Origin of the sequence: Corynebacterium pyruviciproducens ATCC BAA-1742, assembly GCF_000411375.1 — a bacterium.
Taxonomy (GTDB): domain Bacteria; phylum Actinomycetota; class Actinomycetes; order Mycobacteriales; family Mycobacteriaceae; genus Corynebacterium; species Corynebacterium pyruviciproducens.
In genome coordinates, this window is the sequence record NZ_KE150448.1 from 374,136 (window position 1) to 398,860 (window position 24,725).

General features: G+C 61.7%; 23 protein-coding genes and 1 tRNA gene. 11 read left to right on the forward strand and 13 right to left on the reverse strand.

Features of this window, described 5'->3' with window-relative positions:
• Nucleotides 1–46: 46 nt before the first annotated feature.
• The 4 genes from HMPREF1219_RS11285 to HMPREF1219_RS13375 all read right to left on the reverse strand — a co-directional run bounded on the left by HMPREF1219_RS11285 (nucleotide 47) and on the right by HMPREF1219_RS13375 (nucleotide 3,403).
• Entirely contained in the window at nucleotides 47–802 is a 756-nt protein-coding gene (locus HMPREF1219_RS11285; RefSeq protein ID WP_016459065.1) for a succinate dehydrogenase cytochrome b subunit, read from the reverse strand.
• 208 nt (nucleotides 803–1,010) lie between these two features.
• Complete coding sequence (locus HMPREF1219_RS13450) at nucleotides 1,011–1,202, reverse strand: DUF6767 domain-containing protein (RefSeq protein WP_143485476.1); 192 nt, start codon at nucleotides 1,200–1,202, stop codon at nucleotides 1,011–1,013.
• A gap of 225 nt (nucleotides 1,203–1,427) precedes the next feature.
• Nucleotides 1,428–2,837 carry a dihydrolipoyl dehydrogenase gene (gene lpdA / locus HMPREF1219_RS11290; protein ID WP_016459066.1) on the reverse strand — a complete coding sequence of 470 codons (1,410 nt, stop codon included), beginning with the start codon at nucleotides 2,835–2,837 and terminating at the stop codon, nucleotides 1,428–1,430.
• Between the two features lie 440 nt (nucleotides 2,838–3,277).
• Nucleotides 3,278–3,403, reverse strand: a complete 126-nt coding sequence (locus HMPREF1219_RS13375; protein ID WP_016459067.1) for a hypothetical protein — start codon at nucleotides 3,401–3,403, stop codon at nucleotides 3,278–3,280.
• A gap of 317 nt (nucleotides 3,404–3,720) precedes the next feature.
• Here HMPREF1219_RS13375 and HMPREF1219_RS11295 point away from each other — a divergent pair, with 317 nt between their 5' ends.
• From HMPREF1219_RS11295 to HMPREF1219_RS11325, 7 genes are all read left to right on the forward strand, one after another.
• Nucleotides 3,721–5,025 carry an alpha/beta hydrolase gene (locus HMPREF1219_RS11295; protein WP_016459068.1) on the forward strand — a complete coding sequence of 435 codons (1,305 nt, stop codon included), beginning with the start codon at nucleotides 3,721–3,723 and terminating at the stop codon, nucleotides 5,023–5,025.
• A gap of 128 nt (nucleotides 5,026–5,153) precedes the next feature.
• A complete protein-coding gene (locus HMPREF1219_RS11300; protein ID WP_016459069.1) occupies nucleotides 5,154–6,311 on the forward strand; it encodes a polysaccharide biosynthesis protein in 1,158 nt (385 codons plus the stop codon).
• A 181-nt stretch (nucleotides 6,312–6,492) separates the two neighbouring features.
• Nucleotides 6,493–7,302 carry a glycosyltransferase gene (locus HMPREF1219_RS11305; protein WP_016459070.1) on the forward strand — a complete coding sequence of 270 codons (810 nt, stop codon included), beginning with the start codon at nucleotides 6,493–6,495 and terminating at the stop codon, nucleotides 7,300–7,302.
• Between the two features lie 21 nt (nucleotides 7,303–7,323).
• Nucleotides 7,324–8,016 carry a glycosyltransferase family 2 protein gene (locus tag HMPREF1219_RS11310; RefSeq protein WP_040427793.1) on the forward strand — a complete coding sequence of 231 codons (693 nt, stop codon included), beginning with the start codon at nucleotides 7,324–7,326 and terminating at the stop codon, nucleotides 8,014–8,016.
• Nucleotides 8,013–8,357 carry a DUF2304 domain-containing protein gene (locus HMPREF1219_RS11315; protein WP_016459072.1) on the forward strand — a complete coding sequence of 115 codons (345 nt, stop codon included), beginning with the start codon at nucleotides 8,013–8,015 and terminating at the stop codon, nucleotides 8,355–8,357. The genes HMPREF1219_RS11310 and HMPREF1219_RS11315 overlap by 4 nt, the downstream gene beginning before the upstream one ends.
• Nucleotides 8,357–9,076, forward strand: a complete 720-nt coding sequence (locus HMPREF1219_RS11320; RefSeq protein WP_016459073.1) for an acyltransferase family protein — start codon at nucleotides 8,357–8,359, stop codon at nucleotides 9,074–9,076. Before HMPREF1219_RS11315 ends, HMPREF1219_RS11320 begins: the two co-directional genes overlap by 1 nt.
• 38 nt (nucleotides 9,077–9,114) lie before the next feature.
• Nucleotides 9,115–9,909 (forward strand): DsbA family protein, encoded by a 795-nt coding sequence (locus HMPREF1219_RS11325; protein WP_016459074.1) that lies wholly within the window; start codon nucleotides 9,115–9,117, stop codon nucleotides 9,907–9,909.
• A gap of 216 nt (nucleotides 9,910–10,125) precedes the next feature.
• Here the strand turns inward: HMPREF1219_RS11325 and HMPREF1219_RS11330 are convergent, their stop codons facing one another.
• Nucleotides 10,126–11,052 carry an NAD-dependent epimerase/dehydratase family protein gene (locus HMPREF1219_RS11330; RefSeq protein WP_016459075.1) on the reverse strand — a complete coding sequence of 309 codons (927 nt, stop codon included), beginning with the start codon at nucleotides 11,050–11,052 and terminating at the stop codon, nucleotides 10,126–10,128.
• Nucleotides 11,053–11,118: 66 nt separating this feature from the next.
• Between HMPREF1219_RS11330 and HMPREF1219_RS11335 the strand changes: the two genes are divergently transcribed.
• Nucleotides 11,119–12,510 carry an MFS transporter gene (locus HMPREF1219_RS11335; protein WP_016459076.1) on the forward strand — a complete coding sequence of 464 codons (1,392 nt, stop codon included), beginning with the start codon at nucleotides 11,119–11,121 and terminating at the stop codon, nucleotides 12,508–12,510.
• Between the two features lie 94 nt (nucleotides 12,511–12,604).
• Here the strand turns inward: HMPREF1219_RS11335 and HMPREF1219_RS11340 are convergent, their stop codons facing one another.
• The 4 genes from HMPREF1219_RS11340 to HMPREF1219_RS11355 all read right to left on the reverse strand — a co-directional run bounded on the left by HMPREF1219_RS11340 (nucleotide 12,605) and on the right by HMPREF1219_RS11355 (nucleotide 17,016).
• The gene (locus tag HMPREF1219_RS11340) at nucleotides 12,605–13,087 is read right to left on the reverse strand and encodes a hypothetical protein (protein WP_016459077.1); all 483 of its coding nucleotides are present in this window, start codon (nucleotides 13,085–13,087) and stop codon (nucleotides 12,605–12,607) included.
• Between the two features lie 225 nt (nucleotides 13,088–13,312).
• Complete coding sequence (locus HMPREF1219_RS11345) at nucleotides 13,313–13,939, reverse strand: MBL fold metallo-hydrolase (protein WP_016459078.1); 627 nt, start codon at nucleotides 13,937–13,939, stop codon at nucleotides 13,313–13,315.
• Nucleotides 13,939–15,015, reverse strand: coding sequence for an S-(hydroxymethyl)mycothiol dehydrogenase (locus HMPREF1219_RS11350; RefSeq protein WP_016459079.1), 1,077 nt, complete (start codon nucleotides 15,013–15,015; stop codon nucleotides 13,939–13,941). The genes HMPREF1219_RS11345 and HMPREF1219_RS11350 overlap by 1 nt, the downstream gene beginning before the upstream one ends.
• Nucleotides 15,016–15,060: 45 nt before the next feature.
• Nucleotides 15,061–17,016 (reverse strand): glycoside hydrolase family 3 protein, encoded by a 1,956-nt coding sequence (locus tag HMPREF1219_RS11355; protein WP_016459080.1) that lies wholly within the window; start codon nucleotides 17,014–17,016, stop codon nucleotides 15,061–15,063.
• A gap of 78 nt (nucleotides 17,017–17,094) precedes the next feature.
• Here HMPREF1219_RS11355 and HMPREF1219_RS11360 point away from each other — a divergent pair, with 78 nt between their 5' ends.
• Both HMPREF1219_RS11360 and HMPREF1219_RS11365 read left to right on the forward strand, forming a co-directional pair.
• The gene (locus HMPREF1219_RS11360) at nucleotides 17,095–17,442 is read left to right on the forward strand and encodes a DoxX family protein (protein WP_016459081.1); all 348 of its coding nucleotides are present in this window, start codon (nucleotides 17,095–17,097) and stop codon (nucleotides 17,440–17,442) included.
• Between the two features lie 9 nt (nucleotides 17,443–17,451).
• On the forward strand, nucleotides 17,452–18,048 hold the full coding sequence (locus HMPREF1219_RS11365) for a DedA family protein (protein ID WP_016459082.1): 597 nt from the start codon (nucleotides 17,452–17,454) through the stop codon (nucleotides 18,046–18,048).
• Nucleotides 18,049–18,142: 94 nt separating this feature from the next.
• On the opposite strand, the gene HMPREF1219_RS11370 is transcribed toward HMPREF1219_RS11365, so the two are convergent.
• The 3 genes from HMPREF1219_RS11370 to HMPREF1219_RS11380 form a co-directional block, all read right to left on the reverse strand.
• Nucleotides 18,143–18,700, reverse strand: coding sequence for a hypothetical protein (locus HMPREF1219_RS11370; protein ID WP_245554465.1), 558 nt, complete (start codon nucleotides 18,698–18,700; stop codon nucleotides 18,143–18,145).
• 223 nt (nucleotides 18,701–18,923) lie between these two features.
• Nucleotides 18,924–18,996: transfer RNA gene (locus HMPREF1219_RS11375), tRNA-Thr, on the reverse strand.
• A gap of 52 nt (nucleotides 18,997–19,048) precedes the next feature.
• Complete coding sequence (locus HMPREF1219_RS11380; protein ID WP_016459084.1) at nucleotides 19,049–20,197, reverse strand: DNA polymerase III subunit delta'; 1,149 nt, start codon at nucleotides 20,195–20,197, stop codon at nucleotides 19,049–19,051.
• Between the two features lie 34 nt (nucleotides 20,198–20,231).
• Between HMPREF1219_RS11380 and HMPREF1219_RS11385 the strand changes: the two genes are divergently transcribed.
• Nucleotides 20,232–21,650, forward strand: a complete 1,419-nt coding sequence (locus HMPREF1219_RS11385; protein WP_016459085.1) for an adenylate/guanylate cyclase domain-containing protein — start codon at nucleotides 20,232–20,234, stop codon at nucleotides 21,648–21,650.
• A gap of 136 nt (nucleotides 21,651–21,786) precedes the next feature.
• Here the strand turns inward: HMPREF1219_RS11385 and topA are convergent, their stop codons facing one another.
• The gene (topA, locus tag HMPREF1219_RS11390) at nucleotides 21,787–24,648 is read right to left on the reverse strand and encodes a type I DNA topoisomerase (protein WP_016459086.1); all 2,862 of its coding nucleotides are present in this window, start codon (nucleotides 24,646–24,648) and stop codon (nucleotides 21,787–21,789) included.
• Between the last annotated feature and the right edge of the window lie 77 nt (nucleotides 24,649–24,725).

Consider the following 24,725-nt stretch of genomic DNA (forward strand, 5'->3'; position numbering starts at 1 on the left):
GGACACCAATCTTGGATGAAGTACTCATATCTTTTTTGCTCCCTTTCTATCCGATCCAGCCTGCGAGGACTGAGATCGGGATGAGCGCGTTCCCCACCAGGACGGCAGCCGGGATGAGGTAGGACACGAACAGCAGCACGGCGCGCCAGCGGCGTCCGGTGATGCCGAGGTCACTCACTGCCGTCCACAGGCCGTGGCTCAGGTGGAAGAACAGGATGACCATGGCAAGGATGTAGAAGCAAGCGACGAGCGGACGGCTGAAGCTTGCGACGACGTTGGCAAATGCCTCGCCGTGGACGAACACGTCGCTGGCGGCGGGCTGTGCGCCGATGGTCAGGTCCAAAAGGTGGAAAATAATGAACAGCAGCAGCACGATGCCGGTGATGAGCATCGTCCGTGCGGAGAAGCTATTGAGTCCGCCCATGAGTCCCGAACGACGGAACTTGCCACGGGACTTGTGTGCGCGCCCTTGGAGAGCAAACGCGGAGTACACGTGAGCCACCAGGCACACGAGCAAAACAATGCGGAACGCCCACAGGAACGAACCGTACGGGAGCATGGGCTCGCCGAACTCGCGCAGGAAGGCTGCGTATTCGTTCAGATGGTTAACGCCATCGGTATCCGGAAGGAAGATCTTCAGGTTTCCGATCATGTGAACAAAGACGAACAGGCCGAAAATAATGCCCGTAATCGCCATAATGAGCTTGAGCGCCCATGAGGGCGCGCCCGGCCGCTCACGTAGCGGCTTAGTTGTGATTTTGCCGTGAGCAACTGCCTCACGGTCATCATATTTAACAGTCATGGCACCTCCAGTGTCCCTTATACCTTACGGCCAAGTGGGAAAAATCTCCCACTTTCCCGTTTTTAACGTGCTGAACGTCACACATCGAGCGCAGGTCTGTTCCGACCCGTGAGTAACGGTGCACAGCAATAACGCAATTTTCACCGGGCACGCAATTTGCCCGTTTCGCACGCATCACACCCTCGATCGTGGTTGAACTTTTTACTTATTACTTATTACTGTCACCGGCCACGCTATTCTCGCCCTTTTTCCGGGCGATCATCTCGCAACGCAGCTCCATGAGATCCGGATCATCACGAACCAGAGCAACCAGCTGGCAGTCCTGAGGCCCCGTTGCCCCGGGCACACAAAGTGAGCACGGGTCTCCGAACCGGATGGGGCATTTCGGTTCTGCTGGCATAACCTAAAGGTAACATGTTAGGCCCCAAAATCTAGCATTTAACCGCAGGTCTCCCCCGGTTTTTCACATTTAAATATGCGCATTTTTTGTTGCGTAATTCTTCTCCACCAACGTGACCTGGAGGCACAAGAAAACCGCCACCCTCACAGACCGTGAGCGTGGCGGTGAAAAAATTTCCAGCGGCTCCCCTCACACAGGTGCCCGCGTGAGGGGTGGCGGAATTTTTTACAGGTTGATCATGTGGCCCGCAATGCCGTGGGCGGCTTCCTTCATCGCCTCCGACATCGTCGGGTGGATGTGGACGTTGCGGGAGATTTCCTCGGCGGTGAGGTCGAAGCGCTGCGCGAGCGTGAGCTCTGGAATCATCTCGGACACGTTGGCGCCCACCATGTGTGCGCCGAGCAGCTCGCCGTGGCGGGCATCGGCAACGATCTTCACAAAGCCTTGCTGTTCTGCCAGGCCCTGTGCCTTGCCGTTGGCGGAGAACGGGAAGGAGGCCACCTTCACCTCGGCATCCGGGAACTTCTCCTTGGCCTTCTCCTCGGTGTAGCCGAAGGAGGCGACCTGCGGGTTGCAGAATGTCGCACGCGGCATCATCATGTAATCGCCCAGCTCCAGGGTCTCCGCGCCGGCGATCGTCTCGGCTGCCACGATGCCCTGTGCCTCGGCCACGTGGGCGAGCTGCAGCTTGGCTGTGACATCGCCGATGGCGTAGATGTGCTCCACGTTGGTGCGCATACGCTCGTCAATGTCGATGGCGCCACGCTCGGTGAGCTTGACGCCGGTATTCTCCAGGCCGTAGCCCTCCGTGCGCGGGGCGAAGCCGACGGAGACGAGAACGCGATCGACGGTGAGGGTTTCGCTCTTGGAGCCGTCCTTGGATTCGATGTCTACCTCCACGGAGTCACCGTTGTCGCGCACAGCCTTGGTGGCGTGGGCGGTGAGAAGCTTGATTCCCAGCTTCTTGTACTCGCGGGCGATCGCCTTGGATACTTCCGGATCCTCGTTGGGCAGGACGCGGTCCATGAACTCGACGATGGTGAGCTTGACGCCGAAGTTGGCCAGCACGTAGGCGAACTCCATGCCGATGGCGCCGGCGCCCACGATGACCATGGATTCCGGAAGCTTCTCGTTGAGGATCTGCTCCTCGTAGGAGACGACGTTCTCCGAGAGCTCCACGCCCGGCAGGGTCTTGACCACGGACCCGGTGGCGATGATGCAATCGTCGAAGGTGATTTCCTTGCCCTTGTCATCCCCCTCGGTGATCTCAATGGTCCCCACATCCTTGAAGGAGCCGAGGCCGTTGATCTCGGTAATCTCGTTCTTCTTCATGAGGAAGTGGACACCCTTGACGATGTTCCCCGAGACCTTCCGGGAGCGCTGGTGTGCCGACTCATAGCTCATGGTCACGTCACCTTCGATGCCGAAGGTCTTCTTTTCCTTGGTCAGGACGTGAGCAAGCTCGGCGTTCTTGATGAGGGCCTTAGAGGGGATGCAGCCCACGTTGAGGCACACGCCGCCCCAGTATTGCTTTTCTACTACTGCAACTTTCTTACCCAGCTGGGCTGCGCGAATGGCAGCAACGTAGCCACCAGGGCCCGCGCCGAGAACTACAACATCAAAATGTTCACTCATACCTCATTAGTGTACGGATTCACTCGCCCTAGCGCCGGTTATTAATAACTTATTGTCTCCCCGCATAGAAAAATAGCGAGGTCAGCAAAGGAAAATGACCCCACCCGCGCGCATAACAGCACCCGCCTCACCGCCCCCAAATTAAGGTATTACTAAACGTTCCGCAGGCCGTTGATGACCGGTTTTCCGCTTTTCGACGTCTCCCTCCCGCCGTCAGCGCCTCACTCCCGCTAGTTTCATCCTCCGATGCGAGTTCAGGGGTAAGTAGCAAAAAGAGCCCCCACATTGTGGGGGCTCGCAAGGCGCGCCGACAGCACACCTCACGCTTCAGACAGTGGGCCGGCACACAGGCCGAGCCTGCAGGGCTCCTCTAAGCGGGCTGCAATTTACCGGGCCCAGCCTGCTTGGCCTAGTTCACTGGGCCCAAAACGGTGCGCGACCTAGATTGCGCCCAGCTCAGCGCTGGTGACGGCCAGCGAGGAAGAGCCGTTGTGCAGGAGCACGCCGAGGAACTCGTTGATAGCAATGATGATCTGCTCGAGGGGATCGAGAGGGAAAAACTGCATGATTAGCCTTTCTGTCGCGCACCGGCTCTGGCGCCTCAAGCGACCACTGCGGAGCGCGCGATAACTTTTCTAGTTTCGATAGTTCACAGGTACAGGCAACGCTACTGCCAGATCCCACCTTCGCAGGCGGCGTGAAGGCAGCACGAAGCGGTCATTGCGATGATTCTATAGTACATAGTCGCAGTATGCGCGCCTCACGTTACACCCAGTGAAGGTTGTGGTTTTACGTGTTAACGTAAACGGCTAGAATTTCGATATATCACGTGAATCTCCTGTCAGGAGAATAAAAACTAGTCATATTGTGTAAGGATGAATCGATGCGTTCCTCGAGTTCCATGTCTCGCCTCGCTCACAGTCTCGCTGTTAGCACAGTAGCAGCCGCCACCCTGTTTGGTGGCCTACCTGCCGTTGCTTCGGCCCAGGAAGCGGCAGCCACGGAGGCACCGGCTACCACCGCTCCCGCTGCCGAGACAGCCTCAACGGACGGGCTCGCCACCCTCACCAAAGAGACCAATGATGGCAAGGGCTTGGAAAAGTGGCGCGCCAAGGTCGGCGGCTTCAAGCGTGCTCCGCTGAAGGACAAGAAGACGGGCAAGGTCATCCTCGATGAGTCCGGCCAGCCGAAGATGGGGTACACATACGGTGAAACCGAAAGTGGCCAGCAGTACTACATCTACAACACCGGCTCCCAGGATCCGCGTGTGAGCGTGTACCAGGCCAAGTCGCCCTCTATGAACAACCGCTCGGTGCCGCTCGTTGTGATCCACGCGAAGGACCCCAATCGTCCCACGCTGTACGTTCTTAACGGCGGTGACGGCGGCGAGGGTTCCGCCAACTGGATCATGCAGACGCCGATGATCGACTTCTACAAGGAAAAGAACGTCAACGTCGTTGTCCCCATGGAGGGCAAGTTCTCCTACTACTCCGATTGGGTGAATGACAAGAAGAACCTCGGCGGCAAGCAGATGTGGGAGACGTTCCTCACCAAGGAGCTGCCCCCGGTGATTGAGAAGGAGCTGCAGGCTAACGACAAGCGCGCCATCACCGGCATGTCGATGTCCGCCACCACCGTGCTTCTGTACGCGCAGCACCACCCCGGCTTCTATGACGCCATCGGTTCGTTCTCCGGCTGTGCCCAGACCACCAAGGACATGGGCCTCATCGCCATCAACCTGACGCTCGACCGCGCATCCTCCAACGTCAACGAGATGTGGGGCAACGGCGAGGCGTTCCAGCCTGGTTTTGCCGACGCGCCGATTGACAACTACCTGCAGTACAACGACGCACTCATCAACGCCGAGAAGCTGCGTGGCCAGACCATGTACATCTCCAACGCGTCCGGCCTGTCCGGCCGCTGGGATTACTGGTCCAGCCCGCGCACGAAGGGCAACTCCGCGGCCATGGCCGAGGTCGAGGTCGTCGGCGGCGTGATCGAGGGTGCCACCAACTACTGCACCCACCAGCTCAAGGCCAAGCTGGACAAGGCCGGTATCCCTGCCGAGTGGAACTTCCGCCCGACCGGCACCCACCAGTGGGGCTACTGGGAGGATGACATGCACCTTTCCTGGCCCACCCTGGCTAAGGGCATGGGCATCGGCGACGAGGTCACCGACGAGCAGTAATTAGCCCGACCCGACGGTCCCGACGTTTACGACGGTCCCGACGTTTACGACGGGCCCGACACGTGAGAAGCCCCGCCTCGTGCGGGGCTTTGTCATGTCTGCGCCGTAGCTTTTGTAGGATTTCCCCCATGAAGGCGATGAGTGTTGCGACGATCTTTTCCGCGCTATCCGGGTTTATCGTCATCTACGTCGCCACCCTCGCCCTCGGCGGCGACGTGTTCGAACAGTTCAACGCCTACTGGGGGCTCTTCTTCGCCATCACCGGATTAATCGACGGCCTGATGCAGGAAACAACGCGCGCGGTGTCGTCGACAAGCCCCAAACGCGGGGCAAGGCCCCACCGCGCTGCCCTCCTCATCGGCGGAAGCGTCGCGGCGATAGCGCTGGTGACCAGCCCGTTGTGGGTGGGCCGCATTGTGGAAAGCCACACGCCCTCCGCCCTCGTCCTCCTCCTCGTGGGCATCGTCTGCTACGCGTACCAGGCAGTCCTCTCCGGCATCCTGTCCGGGCTCAAGCTGTGGAACCACTACGCCATGCTCCTCATCCTCGACTCCGGCATCCGCCTCGTGCTCGTCCTCGCCGCCCTCGCCGCAGGCTGGGGGCTCCTCTCTTTCCTCATCGTCACGGTTATCGGTGCCGCAAGCTGGGCCGTCATCGTCGGTTGCTCGCCCCGGGCCCGCACCGCTTTGCTCACCTCGCTTGCCGACGTCCCCTCCCGCACGTACCTGCGCCGGGTTCTCGCCGCCATGCTCGCTTCGGGCGCATCTGCGGCCCTCATCACCGGCTTCCCCGCGATGATGAAGTTCACCGGCGACGCCGGCACGCTCGCGGGCCTCATGCTCGCCATCACCCTTACGAGGGCGCCTATCCTCGTCCCACTCCAGCGGTTCCAATCGGCCCTCATCGTCTACTTTGTAGAGAAGAAAGGCTCGCCTCTGCGCCCCATCCTCGCGGTGTTGGGGGTGGGCCTCATAGGGGCGCTCGCCGCCTACCTCCTCGGGCCGTGGATCCTACGCACATTCTTCTCCCCCGACTACTACGTCTCCGGGTGGATTCTCGCGGTCCTCACTTTCGCCGCAGCGTGGATGGGCGCACTCATCATCACGGGGACGCGCACTCTGGCTGCCGAACGACACCGCCTCTACGTGCTCGGGTGGATCGTGGCCTCGGTGTCCGCATTCGCCGCCCTGCTCTTGCCCCTCCCCGCCACGGCAGTGGTCCTCATCGCGCTCACTGTTGGCCCCTCCCTGGGAATCGCCGTGCACCTGGCGGGTTACCGCGGGTAGCCAGGCTTTTTCTAGGCGGGCCGAAGTCGGCCCGTCAGCACTTATCACCGGTACACGCAGCACGGGGGATTGCTCGGCACCGTCGCGAGTGCCGTTTCGTTGCCATCACGAGAGATGAGATGGGGGCCACCCACCCGGTTCCTAGTGGAAAACGAGCACCTACGCGGTACTCTTACGAATTATGCAGACTCTCGCCGTTCTCATGGCCGTGTACCACAAGGTGGACCCGCGCCAGCTGAAAGAAAGCATCGACTCGGTCATGAATCAAACGCGCCCAGCCGACGAGTTTGTGCTGGTGAAAGACGGCCCACTGACCCCCGAGCTCGATGATGTCATTGCCGGCTACGGCGACGCGCTCACCGTCGTCGCGCTGCCCACCAACGAAGGCGTGGGTGCCGCAATGGGTCCCGGGTTGGAGGCAGTGACGTGCGAGTTCACGGCCCGGATGGATTCCGACGATATCTGCCTGCCGCAGCGTTTTGAAAAGCAACTCGCTTGGTTTGAGCAGCACCCGGAAACTGATGCACTCGGGGCGGCAATGATCGAGTTCACCGAGAATGCCGACGGGAAGTACGTCGACCTCGGTGTCCGCGCGATGCCGGAGCACGCCATCGAGATCCGCCGGTACGCAAAGATCAACAGCCCGATCAACCAGCCCGCTGTCATGTTCCGCACCCAGTCCGTGCGGGAGGCAGGCGGCTATCAACCCATCAAGAATCTGGAGGATTACGACCTGTGGGCCCGGATGCTAGCATCAGGAATGCGTCTGCACAACTTGCCGGAGCCACTCGTGCGGTTCCGCCTTGACGAGGCTGTATTCACCCGGCGCTCCCAGGGAATGTGGGCCGCAGAATGCGAACTGCAGCGCAACCTTGCAGCATATGGCCTTGTTTCAAAGAAGCGGGGACTGGTTAACCTCGTGGTGCGCAGCGCCTATCGGGCAATCCCTGCGGGGCTTGTCCGGCGGGTTTACCGGATGCTTTTTAACTGACCCGCTATGGTAAACGGTGTTATGCAGAATCAAGACACGTGGCTTATCATTCCGTGCTTCAACGAGGGCACGGTCATTGGCGATGTGATCCGCCACGCGCGCGAGACGTTCCCCAACATTGTTGCCGTCAACGATGGCTCGTCCGATAATTCCGCGGAGGAGATCCACAAGGCCGGCGCCCACCTCGTCAACCATCCGGTAAATCTGGGCCAGGGGGCTGCCATCCAAACGGGTGTGGAGTACGCCCGGGCGCAACCCGGCGCGAGGTACTTTGTCACTTTCGATGCGGACGGGCAACACCAGGTAAAAGACGTGGTGGCGATGCTCGAGCGGCTGCGCAACGAACCGGTGGACATCATCGTGGGCACAAGGTTTGGCAGGCCCCGCTCCGCGGACGACCAGGTGCCGTGGATCAAGCGGTTAGTACTCAAGACGGTGGTACTCCTCTCCCCACGCACCCGCAAGCTCGGGCTCTCCGATGCCCACAACGGGCTGCGCGTTTTCAACAAGAAGGTGGCCGACGAGCTCAACATCCGGATGAATGGGATGAGCCACGCTTCGGAGTTCGTCGCGCAGATGGATGAGCGCGGCTGGCGTGTTTCTGAGCAGCCAGTAGACATCCTCTACACCGATTACTCGATGAGCAAGGGGCAGTCCCTCATTAACGGTGTCAACATTCTCGCCGACGGCTTCGTGGCTAGGAGGCTCAAATGATTCAGATCATCCTTCTCGTGGCGACGCTCGTTCTCGCCATCTTCTTCCTCTCCAACAGGCGCAAGTCGCGCGCCAAAGCGGGCGTGAAGATCGGCTTCGTGCTGTTTATCATCGCCAGCGTGTGGGCCATCCTGCGTCCCGATGATCTCACCGTGGTGGCCAATTGGGTGGGTGTTGACCGCGGCACGGATCTTCTCCTCTATGCGCTTGTCATCGCGTTCCTTTTTGTCACCATGTCCGCCTACATTCGCTTCCGCGAGCAGGAGTTGAAGTACGCCCGCCTGGCACGCGCCGTGGCACTGCAGAACGCCGTGAAGCCCGACGACTCCCCGCAGCCGTAGTGGATCTGGTTCACAGAAGACGCAGGCCTCAGCTTCCCTCCCTCACCGGGGCACGCTGGTGGGCCGCATTGTGCGTGTTTACCCTGCATTCCCTCGTCTTCTTGCAGGTGTACCCGTTCCAAAAATCGGCGCTCTTCGCCACCATCCACCGCTTCATCCCCATGCAGCTGGGAAGCGCTGGCGTGACGTTCTTCTTTATCTTGTCTGGGTTTCTCATCTACTGGTCCAACTCGCACATTCGCACCGGCAAGGAGGTGCGGCATTACCTTTTGCGGCGGGTGACCAAGATTTATCCCACGCACCTGTTGTCGCTTGTGCTGTTCGTGGTGGCTTCCGCCACGTTTACGGCCCACGGTGTGAGGTTAGTGCTGGACTTTTCCCGCCTCGAGTTGTGGCTGCCTAACGCGTTGCTGCTGCACACGTGGCGCCCGGCGTGGGCCACATTGGGCGGGATGAACACGCCGAGCTGGTCGCTCGTTTCGGAGATGCTCTTCTACTTAAGCTTCCCGCTCTTCGTGCCACTGTTTCGTCGGATTCGCGGGCGTGGCAACTGGGTGGGCCGCACGGAGTTCCCCATCGGCTACGGTGCCACCAAGGTCATTGCCGAGGGCTGCGTCGCACCTACCGACCACATCCGGGGTCGGGGCGGGCACTTGTGGTGGTACCAGCCCAACACCGCTGAGGAGATTTGGGCCTTCCTCCGAGTGCAGCACCGTTAAACCTGTAGGCTAGGAACGAAAACGTAGGAAGGAATCGAATGAAGAAGTCGCTCTATTGGATCCTCGGTGCAGTCGTGCTCGTCGCCGTACTACTTATCGGATACGCCCTGGGCAGTGGCGGTAAAGATAAGCAGGAACCGCCGGCACCGAACCCCACGACGGTCTCCTCCGCCGCACCGGCGGCACCGTCGACGCAAGCCAAGGAAGTCACACCAGTCGAGCCGTCCGGCACCGAGGGTGCTTTCCTCTACGGCCCCGGCAAGACCATCGCTTCCTCGGATGACATCACCAACGTGCACCGCCGCATGGCTAACGACCCGTTCGCCGAAGGCGATATTGATGCCCCCGTGGTCATCAGCGAGTTTTCTGATTTTGAGTGCCCCTACTGCGCCAAGTACGCCAACGATGCCTACAAGCAGATCCTCTCCGAATACGTGAACAAGGGACTTGTTCGCGTCGAGTGGAATGACATGGCTATCAACGGCCCCAACGCTGTGAAGGCAGCAGAAGCTGGCCGCGCGGCGGCGGCGCAGGGCAAGTTCCACGAGTTCCACAACGCGCTGTACACCGCGAGCAAGGACGTTCCCGGCCACCCCGAAAACGATATCGAGGATTTCGTCCGCTTCGCCGAGGAGGCAGGCGTCCCCGATATCGACCGGTTCCGCTCCGAGGTGGAAAACGGCACGTACACGCAGGCGGTCACCAACGCCACCAAGTACGGTGCCTCCATCGGCATCAACGGCACCCCGAGCTTCATCGTCGGTGATCAGTATGTCTCCGGCGCACAGCCCTTCGAGGCTTTCAAGGAAGTCATTGACACCCAGCTGAAGTAACAAACAGCTAGCAAAGACCGGCCGGCGAGTAATCGCAGGCCGGTCTTTTCGCGCCTTGGTTAGAAATAGATCCCGTTCCCGGCCCGCAGGGACTATGCCTTGGGTGGCGCGTCACCGGGCCGCACGGTGCTCGCGCGCGCAAAACGAAACCCGGCCCACACGCTCCGCGATTGCATATAGGCGGTTGCGGGGTGGGCCGGGAAAGAAACGGGTGTGTTACTTGCTCACGCTCTTAAAGTAATCAACTGTCTTGGCGATGCCTTCCTCCAGCGTCACCTGTGGCTGCCAGCCGAGAACCTCGCGGGCCCGGGTGGAATCCAGGGAGGAACGCTCAAGGTCACCGAGGCGGGCGGGGGCGAACTCGGGATTATCGGCAGCACCGGCAGCCTTGGCCACAAGGGTGTGCAGATCCCGGTCACTTGTTTCCACGCCGGTGCCGATGTTGAAACGCATGCCACCACCCTTGTCGCCGCTAGCCAGGTAGAAAGCCCGGGCCACATCACCAACAAACACATAATCACGCGTATTCGACCCGGTACCAAACACCTTGGTAGGCAGACCATTGAGCAGATGCTGACTGAAGATCGCCACCACACCGGCCTCACCAAACGGATCCTGACGCGGGCCATAGACGTTCGCGGGCGCAATGTGGGAGCACTCGAGACCGTACAGGTGGCGGTACGTGTTGAGGTAAATTTCGCCGGACACCTTCGACGCGGCGTACTGCGAGTGCGGATCCACCGGCGTGTCCTCCGAGACGGGGAACGAGGTCGGTGCACCGTAAATCGCACCGCCGGACGAGGTGAACACGATCTTCCGCACGTCGTGAGTGCGGGCGGCCTCGGCCAGGCGGATGGTTGTCAGGATGTTCGTCTGGGCGTCGAAAAGCGGGGAAGCCACCGACTTCCGCACGTCGATCTGGGCGGCCAGGTGGAACACAACCTCGGGGGCGTACTCATCAAACAACCGGTTGAGATCGATGTGAAGGAGATCGTCCTCCACCAACGGGACACCGGAAGGGACGTTCTCCCGCCTGCCGTGGGACAGGTTGTCCACGACGATCGGTTCATGGCCCTCCTTGAGAAGCAGCTCAACGAGATGGGATCCAATAAAACCGGCTCCACCGGTAACAAGTGCACGCATAATTGGGAATTGTAGTTTATTTGGGAATGAGTATCATGTGTAGGTTGCGATTTTAGGAGGTTTTCTATGGGCGAGAGAAAAAAGATCCTCGTTGTTCTGCTGATTCCGCTGGCCATGGCCCTCGTGGCGGTCAGTTCCATTAACGTGGCGCTCCCGTCCATTGAGCACGGACTCGGCGCGTCCGCCTCGCAGCTGCAGTGGATCCTCGCCGGCTACGCGCTGAGCTTCGGCGTGTTCCTCGTCCCCTTCGGGCGCCTCGGAGATCTGCTGGGGCGATCAACCTTCTTCACCATCGGCCTGGGACTCTTCTGCCTGTCCACAGCTCTATGTGGCTTCGCCAGCGACCCCACAATCCTCAACGTGTTCCGTTTTATCCAGGGTTTCGCCGCCGCCGTGTACAGCCCGCAGACCGCCGGCATCATCCAGACGTACTTCCACGGCCGCGACCGCGCCCGCGCGTTCGCCATGTTCGGCCTCACCGTCGCCGTGGCAGTGGCGGTGGGCCCGGTTATTGCCGGCTCCATTATTTCCGCCCTCGACCCGGCCTGGGGCTGGCGCTGGTCCTTCTGGTTCATGGTGCCCGTGGGCATCATCGGCATTTTCCTGGCCCTCCGCTGGCTGCCGTTTGCTGACGAAAAAGCCCACCGCAAGAAGGGCCACATTGATGTCGACCCCGTCGGTGCCCTGCTCCTCGCCTCCACCGTGGTGTGCATTATGTACCCCTTCATGTATCACGGCGATAACAAGTTCATGTGGCTGCTCCTCCCTCTCGCACTCGTGCTCGGCATCTGCTGGGTGCTGTGGGAGAAGCACTACGAAAAGCGCGGCAACGAGCCGATGGTCAACCTTGGGCTGCTCAAGCTCCACTCTTTCGGTTTTGGCACCGCCATCAGTGGCATCATGTTCATGGGCTCCACCTCGATCTTTTCCACGCTTGCCATTTACTTGCAAAATGGGCAGCACTTCTCGGCCCTCAGCGCTGGCCTCGTCGGCCTCGGTGGTGCCGTCACCTCCGCAATCACCGCCTACCTCTCCGGCAACCACTCCCTCGAACACGGGCGCGCCATCTGCATTAGCTCCCTTGCCGCCATGGTGATCGGCATGGTGACCGCTATCGCCGTCATTTTCTTCAACGGCATGCACGGCCTCAACATCTGGTGGCTATTCGGCTCCTTCGCCATCGTCGGTCTGGGCCAAGGTGCGTTCGGCTCCGCCAACCAGACCATCGCCATGCTCGACGTCCCGCCGAGCGAAGGTGGCACCGCAGGCGCGTTCAAGCAGACCGCCGAGCGCGTGGCCACCGCCATCGGCAACGCGATCATGACGGGCATCCTGTTCTCCGTGCTCGCCACCACCAACTGGAATCACGCCATCACCACCGCGTTCATGGCAATTACCGTTGTGGTTACCGTGGCGCTGGTGCTGCAGGTCCTCGATTACCGCAAGGCGAAGGCCTAAAACCACCGCACAAGCACAGTCAACCCCCACGAGATGGCGAAGCGGACACCGCCCACCTCCTCGTGGGGGTTACCTAACCTGCGGGTAGTACTTACTAGAACATCCGGATTTTCCACTGCCCTTCCTCTTTGACCAGGGGCAGCGGAATTTCATCAATTTCGGTGCCATCGGCTGTCGTTGCCCCGATGCCCACGATTTTCGCGTGCTGACCATCCTCGGCGATCTCCACACCAGCGATTCGCACAGCCTCAATCCAGGTCCGTGCGTTCTCCGCTTCCTTTTCGCCTCCGAACTGCTGGAGCAGATGCCGCGTGAGGGTTTCCTTGTCCTCGGTTTTAGCCATCTGCACAAGCTCTTCCGCATCGCGCCTCATGCTTTCCACGTGCTCCCGGCAAAACAGGGTGCGGGCAAGGTCAGAATTGACACTCGCCACGAAGGCATGCACCGCCCGATCCGCCCCCTGCTTCTCTGTAATCTCCCGCAGTTTCTCGTTCATACGCTGGGTAAAAATCAGGGCGGTTAAGGCCGCCCATTTCACTTTGGCTGCCTCGCTACGTGCAGTGTTGTGATCAGGCATCGTTCCTCCTTGTGCGCCGGTACCAGGCGCGGGCCCGGCGGCGAACAAGGGCGCAGCGTCGGGCCTAGCCAACCAACGAATATCTGTTCATACCTTCGCCTATCTTAGCTGCGGTGCGGGTTGATTGCAGGACGAAAAAACAACGCCACCTGCCGGCGTGCTGATCGCACGTGGGCAGGTGGCAGGGGGTTATTGTGGACGCTTAAAAACCGCGGTATGCCGGTACTAGTACCCGCGCTTGATCCACTCCTCCAGGTGGGGAGCCTCGCCACCGATGGTGGTGTGCGGGCCGTGGCCCGTGTACACCTGGGTCTCGGCGGGAAGGGTGAGAAGGTGCTCACGGATGGAATCAATGATCACCTCGAAGGAGGAAAAGCTCCTGCCCGTGGCACCCGGGCCACCCTGGAACAGGGTGTCACCGGAGAACAGCACATGCGCCTCGGGCGCGTAGAGGCAGCCGCTGCCCGGGGAGTGGCCCGGTGTGGACAGGAACGTAAGCTCCGTGCCTGCAATGGAAAAGGGCTGCTTGTCTTCGATTTCTTGGAAGTCCACGTCCGGGTGCGTCTCGTTCCACAGCATCCGGTCCCCCGGGTGGAGGAAGATCGGCGCGTCATACTTTTGCGATAGCTGCGGCGCGACGGTGATGTGATCGTTGTGGCCGTGCGTGCAGATGATGCCTTTGACGGTGCGGTCGCCTACCTGCTCGGCGATGGGGTCCACGCTGTGGGCCGCATCGATGATGTACACCTCGGAATCGTCGCCGACAACCCAGATGTTGTTGTCCACCTGCCACTCACCTCCGTCGAGCTTGAACAAGCCGGAGGTTTCCGCGTGGTCAATACGAAGTGCCATTAGAGCACCACCACGCTGCGGAGGACCTTGCCCTGCTTCATCGTTTCAAAGGCCTCGTTCACCTTGTCCAGGCCGATGCGCTCGCTGACGAACTTGTCCAGCGGGAAACGGCCCTGCAGGTAGAGGTCGGTGTACAGCGGGAAGTCACGCTCCGGCAGGCAATCGCCGTACCACGCGGACTTGAGGGCACCTCCGTGGCTGAAGATATCGGCGGCCTCGATCTCCACCTTCTTGCCCGGCGCGGGAACACCGACGAGGACGAGGGTTCCACCAAGGTCACGGGCGTAGAAGGCCTGCTTCCACGTTGCGGGGATGCCGACGGCGTCGATGACCACGTCGGCGCCGAACTCGGTGATCTCGTGGATATCGTCCACCACGTGGTCCGAGCTCACGAGCGTGTGGGTGGCACCAAATTCCTTTGCCCGCTCCGCCTTCTCCTTGTCGGTGTCCACGGCGATGATGGTGGTGGCACCGGCGAGGTGTGCGCCGGCGATGGCGGCTATGCCCACGCCGCCGCAGCCGATGACGGCGACGGATTGGCCACGGGTGATCTCACCCGTGTTGATGGCGGCCCCGAGGCCGGCCATGATGCCACAGCCGAGAAGACCCGCGGCGGCGGGGTCCGCGTCCGGGTTGACCTTGGTGCACTGCCCCTCGTGGACGAGGGTCTTCTCCGCGAACGCGCCAATGCCGAGGGCCGGGCTGAGCTCGGTGCCGTCCTCCAGGGTCATCTTCTTGGAGGCGTTGAACGTGTTGAAGCAGTACTGCGGCTCGCCGCGTTTACAGGCCCGGCACTCGCCACACACGGCGCGCCAGTTGAGTACGACAAAATCGCCGGGCGCGACGTGGGTGACGCGCTCGCCCACTGTTTCCACGATGCCGGCCGCTTCATGGCCCAGCAGGAAGGGGTAGGCATCCTCGATGTCGCCCTGCTGGTAGGCGAGGTCGGTGTGGCAGACCCCGCAAGCCTGGATCTTCACGATGACATCGTTCGGGCCAGGCTCGGGGATCTGGATGGTGGTGAGCTCCACCGGCTCACCCTTCGCGCGGGAAATAATTGCTTGAACCTTTGTCATACCCGCCACTGTAACGAGGTTCCGCTTGCGCGAAACCGTTTTCAGCTACAGTCCGAAGCCGTACACGTACCGGTTACCCACCGAATCGAGGTAGGCGTAATCCTCGCCGAGGTACTTGCCCGGCACGTCACGTGGAGAGGCCTTGACGGCATCCATCGACGCAGGCACAGCGAACGGCAGCCTGCCACGCGCCTCGCCACCGATGAGCGAATCGAGCAGGTTCTCCGGGGTGATCTCAAAACTACCCACGAGGCTATCGGCTCCCGGCTCGAGGTCCTTGAGGATCCACGGGTTGGTGAAGTTCACCACGACGATGGTGGGCACCGCCTCCTGGATGGCCTGCACGCGCTCGAGGTCAACCCCGCAATCCTCCGGGTTGATGGAGAGGGTTACTCCCTCCTTGTCGTCCTCGAAGAGCTCGATTTCCGGGCGCGCCCACACGATGGCGATGTCGGCTTCTTCTAGGCCCACCCTCTCCATTCGCTTGTCGACGGCCTGGTCCAGCTTGTCCTGTACCTCACCGATGGACGTGCGTCCGGTAGCAAAGGTGAACACCTTCTTGGACGGATCCAGCGGCAGGGCCTCGCCCTTCTTGAGGATGACAACGGACTCGCGCTGCTTCTTCTCGCCCAGCGCCTGCGTCTCCTCGTTGCCGATGACGCGCTCGGCCTCGTCCGGGTCAACGTAGGGGTTCTCAAACAGGCCCAGCGAGAAAATCTCCGTCAACAAGCGGGTTGCGGGGCCAGTGAGATCGGAACTGGAAAGGAGACCGTGGGCCACGGCGTCGACAAGCTTCTGGGGGTTGGACATATCGGAGAAGATGTCCGTACCAGCCTTGACGGCCTTGGCAAACCGCTCCTCCTCGGTGAGATCCTCCACGCCCCACACCATCGCGTCGATGACGCCGGAATCGGAGTTGATGTAGCCGGTGAAGCCCATCTTCTCGCGCAGCAGGTCGCCGATGATCGTCTTGTTGTAGGCGAAGGCGACCTCGTCGAACTGGGTGGTCGGGTTCTGCCACAGCTCCTCGTCCAACTGGCGGGCCGAGGAATTTACCGGCTTGGCGTAGTACGGCATGATCGACGTGCAACCCGCATCCACAGCCGCCTTAAACGGTGGCAGGTGGTAGGTGGCCAGGGCGTTCTCCGTGGGGTACTCGTTGGTCTGCCCCCAGGGGAAGTGCGGGTCGTGGCCGTCGATGCGGACGCCACCGCCCGGGAAGTGCTTGATGGTGGTGGCCACGCCGGCCTCCTCCATCCCCGTGACAACCTCGCGGATGTAGTCGGTCACGAGCTGCGTATCCTCACCGAACGTACCGTTGAAGCGCGACCAGCGGGGTTCGCTGGCCACGTCGGCCATGTAGCCGTACAGCTTGTGGATGCCGCCGGCGCGCCACTCGCGGGCAATGAGCTTGCCAAACTCGCGCATGAGCTCGGCATCGTCGAGCGCAGCCAGGCCGAGCTCACTCGGCCACTCGCTGAACACACCGGCCGACTCGTTGACACCAAAGCGGGCCACAAGAGAGACGTGGTTGCGCGGGTTGGAAGCGAAGACCGCGGGGATGGCAAAGCGGGTGTTCTCCGCGAGCTCCTGGATGGCGTTCGTCCACTCGGCCAGCCTCCGCGGCTTCAGGTTATCGCGCACGATGAAGTAGCGCTGGTGGCGCTCCTCAATCGCTTTCTTGCTGGCAGAGGCGGTGAGGACGGGTTCTGGGAAGGGGATGCCTGTGATCGGGTGCTTGTCCCGCCACACGTCCTTATCGTTTAGGAGCTTGCCTTCCTCCGGCTCCGGGAGGAAGGAGGAATCGCCCGGGTAGTGGGAGCCGATGATCATGAGGCCGGCTTTTTCTTCCACGCTGAGGCGGGAGGCAAGGTCTGCGGCGCGTTCTGCGGCGGGGAGCCGCCAATCCTCAAACGGGCTGAGCTGCCCGTCGCGGTCAAGGTCGCGGAACTCCTGTCCGTCGACAGTAATGGTGGGAACCACGTGGGAAACAATCTTCATACTTCACCACCTTAAAGTAACTTTCCGGGCCCGTCCGCTCGTTGCCAAAACTTGCGACGGGGCCGTATTCTGGTGCGCATGAGTAAAATTCTTGCTGCCGCGTTTGGCACGATGGGCGTGTTGCACTTTGCCAAGCCCGAGCCTTTCAACAATCTCATCCCCGAACAGCTCCCCGGCACCCCCACCCAGTGGACCTACTTCTCTGGCGTGTGGGAGCTAGCGACTGCGGCCCTGCTCATCACCAAGCCCAAGTGGGGTGGCATCGCCACCGCCGCCACCTCTCTTGCAGTGTGGCCCGGCAACTTCAAGATGGCGTGGGATTGGCGCCACGAGCCGGCGAAGAAACAAATCATCTCCATTGGCCGTTTACCCTTACAGATACCGCTCATCATGGCGGGCATCCGGATTTACAAGGACAACAAGTAGGACCAACACATGGGTGGATTTTTGGAAAGCATCATTGAGCTTTTCCTGCACTCCTCGCTTTTTTACCCCATTCTCGGGATGTTCGTCATCGGCGACTGTGTGTTCCCGCTTCTGCCCAGTGAGACAATTGTCAACATCGCCTCCGCCTGGTCCGGCTCGACCGGCCGCCCCTGGGTGTGGGGCATCTTCCTCGCCGCGTGGGGATACTCCATCGTTGGCGATAACATCAGCTACTTTGTGGGACACCTGTTTTCTGATCGCCTCACATTCAAGCCGAACTCGAAACGGGCTCGCGTATCCGATTGGGTGCGCAACTCGGTGGAGCGCAACGAGGCCGTCACGATTATCACGGCCCGGTTTATCCCCTGGGCCCGCTGGTTCTTGACTATCTTCTTGGGCTCGGTGAAGTACCCCTGGTGGAGGTTCTTCTTCGTCGACGCCGTCGGTGCCTTCATCTGGGCCACGCAGGCGACCCTCATCGGCTACCTCGGTGGCTGGATTTTCCAGGATTACCCCCTCATCGGCGTCATCATCGGTGTTGTCGCGGGGCTTACATCCGGCATCGTCATTCAGCACATCCAAAAGTCCCGGGTGGCGCAGGCCTAGCTACACCGTGACCCACTCTGGCACCGGCGTTTTTGAAGCTTCGGCGTTTGTTCACGCTTTGGCGCAAGCCCACGCTTTGGCGTTAGCCAAAGCGCTAGTCAAAGCCCCCTGGGACGAGTTCTATACCCGTGGCGGTGAGTCTGTGGCGCTGACCTGATCCCATGTCTTTTCTGGACCACGACCGCACCTGAAAATCCTCATCCCAGCGGGTGATCTCGAATCCGCCGCGCATTCCAGGAACCGGAAGCCAGATAGCTTCCGGCGCGTTCGGATCCGTGAGAACGGAGAGATTCACCGGTTTCCATTCCGGGAGATCGAGATGAAATTCCAGGCCCCGCCTTTCTACGAGCTCGGTGAGATGAGAAGAGTGGGCCGAGAAACGGGTGCTGGAAAGCTCAGTGAACGCACCGTGTGCGACGAACTCCTCTACGGGGCCACCCAGCGCCCGCACGATCTCCACCGGCAGCGTGAGTTTCGGGTTCGCCGGATCCCAATCGTTGATGCCCGGTTCCCACGGCAGCGCAGAGTCGTACATGGCCAGCGCCTCGTCGAACTCGCCTGCCATGAGCAGCGCGTGCACGTGGTGGGCCTGCTTGTGATAGGTCTCCGTCTGTGGGAACGCCCGCCATTCGTACACGTTGTCAGAATCCATGGGCACCATCGTAGTGAGGTTGCCCGCTAGTTACGGGCAGTGGTTTAGGTGTTAACCCCCGTGTGGTCTGTCTAGTTTTTGGATTGGACCGTCCATGGACCGTCTATGGTCGGTCAGAGGTCGGGGATAATTGGAACTTCTTGGGCTTTTTTGAGCTTCTTGTGTCTTCTCAGAAATGGACGAAACCCCAGCTAGAACCCGTGTCTAGCTGGGGATTTAACGGAGCCGCCTGTGAGAATCGAACTCACGACCTTCTCATTACGAGTGAGACGCTCTACCGACTGAGCTAAGGCGGCGCGGTCTAATGACCAGTTGGTAGTGTACATGACCACCCCGCCAGACAAGAAACTACCTGCTAATAAGGCGTATTTCCCCAATCATCGCGAACAACGCCGTGCGGGGCGTGACGTTCTTGGTGATCCGCTCCCGGGCCCGGCCGATCGCATCGATGCAGGCAAGCAGCTGGGAATCAGACAACCGCTGTGCAAGATCGGCAGAATCGCCGGCGAAGTCGGTGTGCAGGAGCGGGGCACTCGCCTTGGTGGCGAGCCCGTCGCGGAACAGCGCGATGAAATCCATGAGCAGCTGGTCGATGGTATCGCGAAGCTCACGCGTCTGCTGCTTCTTGTACTTCTGCTCCACCTTCTTGAGGATGTCGGCGGTGCCACGCATGACCCCGCCGGTTCCACGCCCCGAGCCGCCAGCGCCGAGGGTGAGGCGGGTGCGCTCCAACTCGGCGTCGAGAAGCTCTTTGATGCGGGCTTTCACGTCCGATTCAACGTCGGAAAGCAAATCAGTGACCTCAAGGTAGGCTTCCGAACCCGAGAAGAGAAGCTCAGCCAGGTGGAGGACGCGCGCGCGACGGCGCTGGGTGGTCGTATCGGTGGCGAGGTGGCGGGCGCGCCCAATATGGCCCGCCGTCGCGTGTGCGGCGAGCATCGCCTGCTCATGAGGGACACCGGAGGCTTCCACGGTGGCGGCCACCTCATCGAAGCTGGGGGTGGGAATGTAGACGTGGCGGCACCGGGAGACGAGCGTCTGCAGCATGTCCTCGGGATCCGTCGACGGCGCGCAGAGGATGATGACGGTGCGTTCCGGGGGTTCCTCCACCGTCTTCAGCAATGAGTTACCAGCGGCGGGCGTGAGCCGATCGGCATCCTCGATGATGACAACCCGAAACCGGCCCACCGTGGGTGCGTGGGAGGCACCGCGGATCACGGCCCGCATGTCCTCCACGCTGATGGAGAGCTCCGTGGGGTGAACCACCGTGAGATCAGGGTGCGTCCCCAGCAGTGCCTGACGGCAGCCCTCGCACTGCCCGCAGGGAAGGGACCCGCCGCTCCCCGTGCACAGCAGCGCCGCGGCAAAGCGCCGAGCCATGGTGGAGCGCCCGGATCCAGGTGGACCGGTAATGAGCCAGGCATGGGTCATAGCGGAACCGTGATCGCCGGCGCGGGCTGCGGTGGCGGCGTTGAGGAGATCGGGGGATAACTGCACGCTTCCCAAGCGTAGTTGATTTAGAGTAGAACTCATGTGGCTGTTGAAAACTTCCTGGCCCCGTTACGCGGTGGCGATGGCCGCCGTGAACTCGGCGGGTGCGGCGGCGATCGCTCTCATCATCTCGCTCGTCGCCCCCGTTCCCGCAGCTCTTGCGGTAGCCGGGCTGATCGTCGGCGTGGTGGCAGTGGCACTCGGCGTTGCATCCACGTTCTTTCTCTTCCGGCCGGTGCTCGCGTGGCGCCGGGATCCTGACGCGTTCGACCGGGCCATGGTGCGCCAGACAGTCATGCGCATCCCGCGCCTGCAAACGATTATCGGCATGGTGGTGTGGGCCGTCGCCACGGCGGTCTTCTACGCCATCTCCCGCTCCTCTGCCATCGCGATCTGTATGCTCGTCGGGCTCGCCCTAACCGCGTCGCTTACTTTCCTCACAGCCAAGATCCTTGTGCGGCCCGCTACCAACCGGGTGTTCTCCGGCCAGATCGAAAGTACTCGGCGCGAAACCGGGCCCGCTTCCCGCATCGTCCTCACGTGGGTGGCAACCACGTGCGTGCCGATGGTGGCCCTCGTAGCGTTCATGCGCCCCTCGGTGCCCGTCATCGTCGGCACGGTCACCGTCCTCCTCTTCGGTGCGGTCGCAACGGTGCTGGTCGCCTCCGTGGTCACCGATCCGATCCGGGACATCTCTAAGGCCGTGGAGTCCACCCGTCGCGGTGAGCTCGGGGTTCGGGTTCCGCTTTACGACGGTGGCCAGATCGGCACAATGCAGGCTGGCTTCAACGAGATGATCCGTGGTCTGCGCGAAGGCAAGCGCACCAAGCGCATGCTGGAAACGTACGTGGGCAAGTCCGTAGCTAACCGGGCCCTCCGGGAAACCCCGCAGCTCGGCGGCGAATCCCGCAAGGTGGCAGTCCTGTTCGTCGACGTTGTCGGCTCCACCACGTATGCCACGCAGCACACTCCGCAGGAAGTGGTCATTGCGCTCAACGATTTCTTCGAGCGTGTCGTCGCCGTCGTGCATGAGTACCACGGTTCTATCAACAAGTTCCAGGGTGACGCGGCGCTTGCTATCTTTGGTGCCCCTAACCCGCTTCCGGATGCCACCGGCAACGCTCTTGCCGCGGCCCGGGAGCTGCGCGCCCGCCTCCAGGAGGTGGAACTCGGTGCCGGGATCGGCGTGGCCACCGGCACGGTTGTTGCGGGCCATATTGGCGCCCGCGAGCGCTACGAGTACACGGTCATCGGCGACGCGGTGAACTCCGCTTCCCGCTTGACAGACCTAGCCAAGAACACCCCCGGCGGGGTTCTCACCACCGCGGCCACGCTGCGCGATGCCGGCGAGGCCGAGCAGGCCCGCTGGACGCTTCTCAAATCCGTCGAGCTGCGCGGGCGCTCCACGCTCACGCGCCTGGCCCGCCCTATCCGGCCCACGCTTGCGGATCGCTCCTAGCCCGCCGTACCGAACCCGGCCCACCCCACATCTGCTACCCGCCTATCCAGGCCGACTGGGCCCGGTTGAGCCCGGCACTCTGACACCGACATGACAAACGCCACCGGCCGAATGGTCGGTGGCGTCGTGCCTGTAGTTACCGCGAGCGACGGGCCTTGACCACGCGCTTGGTGGTCTTCTTCGGCCGCGTGGCCTTCTTCCGGGTCGTCTTCTTCTTGCCCACCTCGCCAGCTGCCTCGCGGGCGCGACGCTCGGAGAGCAGCTCGCAGGCGCGGGCATCGGTGAGGGTCTCCGGGGTGTCGCCACGCTTGAGGGAGGCGTTCGTATCGCCGTCGGTGACGTACGGGCCGAAGCGGCCGTCCTTCACCACCATCGGTTTGCCGGAGACATCGTTGTTACCCAGGGTCTTCAGCGGCGACTTGGCGGCCTGGCGGCCACGGCGCTTCGACTCCCGGTAGATGGCCTTCGCCTCGTCGAGGGTGATGGAGAAGATGAGATCCTCGGAAGCGAGCGAGCGCGAATCGTTGCCCTTCTTCAGGTACGGGCCGTAGCGGCCGTTTTGGGCGGTGATGACCTCGCCGTCATCATCCGGGCCCAGTTCGCGCGGCAGCGAGAGTAGCTTGAGGGCTTCCTCCAGCGTCACGGTGGCGGGGTCCATGCTGGAGAACAGGCTGGCCGTACCGGGCTTGAGCTTCTCCTGAATGAACTCGTCGATGCGCTTCTGCTTCTGCTTCTCGGCGGTCTTGGTCTCCCAATTCTTCTTCCGCTTGCCCTCGGCCTTGCGCTGCGCGTCTTCCTCGTCGCGCTCCTTCTGCACTGCCTCGAGAGCGAGTTTTTCCACCTCTGTGCGCTCGTCGTCGCGCACCAGCTCGGTGACGTACGGGCCGTACCGGCCCTCCTTGGCCACCACGGTGCGCCCCGTCGCCGGGTTGACGCCCAGCTCACGGCCGGACTGCGGGGTGGCAAACAGCTTCTCGGCGAACTCGAGGGTGAGCTCGTCGGGGGTGGTTGAATCGGGAAGGTTAGCCCGCTGGTACTCGGGGTCTCCTTGCTTGTCGACGCCCACTACTCGCTCGAGGTACGGACCGTAACGCCCGACTCGCACGACAATATCCCGGCCCTCTTTATCCTCAAACAGCTTGAGGGAGTTGACTTTGCGGGCATCGATACTTTCCAGGTTGGAGCCCACGATCGCTTTGAGGCCACCTTGCTGCGGCACGGAGTCCTCCGGGGCCTCGGCGTCGCCGAAGTAGAAGCCCGTCAGCCAATTCGTACGGTCCATGTTGCCGGTGGCAATGGCATCGAGCTGGTCCTCCAGTTCGGAGGTGAAATCGTAATCCACCAGGGAGGAGAAGTTCTGCTCCATGAGACCCACCACAGCGAACGCCACCCAGCTGGGCACGAGTGCGTTACCGCGGGAGAACACGTAGCCACGGTCCTGAATCGTCTTGATAATGGACGCGTACGTGGACGGGCGGCCGATGCCCAATTCCTCCATCTTCTTCACCAGCGAGGCCTCGGTGTAGCGGGCCGGCGGGTTGGTGGAGTGATCCTCGGGCTTGGCCTTAGTGGAGGTGACCTTCTGTCCCTCGGCAAGCACGGGAAGCCTGGTCTCGGCGTTGTCGGCCACCTTCCGGCCGTCGGAAAGCTCGGACGTCTCAACGTAGGCTTTGAGGAAGCCGGGGAACGTGATCGACCGACCAGTGGAGCTCAGCTCAACGTTGCCAGCCGACATCGTCACCTTCATCGACGTGCCGCGGGCGTTGGCCATCTGGGAGGCGACGGTGCGCTGCCAGATGAGCTCGTACAGGCGGTACTCCTCCGCGTCGAGCTTGCCGTGCAGCTCACCGGGGGTGGAGAAGCGGTCGCCGGCGGGGCGGATGGCCTCGTGGGCCTCCTGCGAGTTCTTCACCTTGCGCGTGTACTGGCGGGGCGAATCGGCAACGTACTTCTCGCCGTACAGCTCGATTGCCTGGTTGCGGGCCGCCATGAGGCCGGACTGGCTCAGCGTGGTCGAATCGGTACGCATGTAGGTAATGTGGCCGTTTTCGTACAGGCGCTGGGCGATGCGCATCGTACGGTCCGAGGTGTAGTGCAGTTTGCGGCCCGCCTCTTGCTGCAGCGTAGAGGTCATAAACGGCGGGTACGGCTTGCGTGTGTAGGGCTTCTCCTCCACCGCGTCGACGGTCACCGTGGCGCCGGTCAGGTTCGCGGCGATTTCTTCCACGTCCTGCTTGCCCAGGACGGTCACGGACGAATCCTTGAGCTCGCCACGGTCGTTGAAGTCGCGGCCCTGTGCCACGCGCTTGCCGTCCACGGCGGTGAGGCGGGCCTCAAACTCGTGGCTCGGCTCGTCCTTCTTGGTGTCCAGCGTGGCGACGAGATCCCAGTAGCTGGCGGACACGAACGCCATGCGCTCGCGTTCCCGCTCGACAATAACACGGGTGGCCACGGACTGAACGCGGCCCGCCGATAGGCGCGGCATGACCTTCTTCCACAGGACGGGGCTCACCTCGTAGCCGTAAAGGCGGTCGACGATGCGGCGAGCTTCCTGCGCGGAGACGAGGTCTTCGTCCAGCTCACGCGTGTTGTGCGCGGCCTCGATGATGGCGGGCTTAGTGATCTCGTTAAACACCATGCGGCGCACGGGAACCTTCGGCTTGAGCACCTCCAACAGGTGCCAGGCGATGGCCTCACCCTCGCGGTCGGGGTCTGTGGCGAGGTACAGCTCGTCCACCTCTTTGAGCTTCTTCTTAAGGTCCGCGACTTTCTTCTTCTTGTCGCTGCTCACAAGGTACAGGGGGCGGAACTCGTGCTCCGTGTCAACGCCCAGGCGTGCCCACGGCTCCTTCTTGTACTTCGCCGGGATCTCGGCGGCGGAGCGCGGAAGGTCACGAATGTGGCCTACAGAGGCCTCGACGATGTAATCCGGGCCCAAATAGGGCTGGATTTTGTTGGCCTTTGTTTGTGACTCGACAATCACCAGGCGCTTGACCACAGGTAACCTCTTACTTTCCGTCTTCTTGTTTGCAGAAGCACTTTAAAACTACACAGTAATATATATCCCTACCGCAG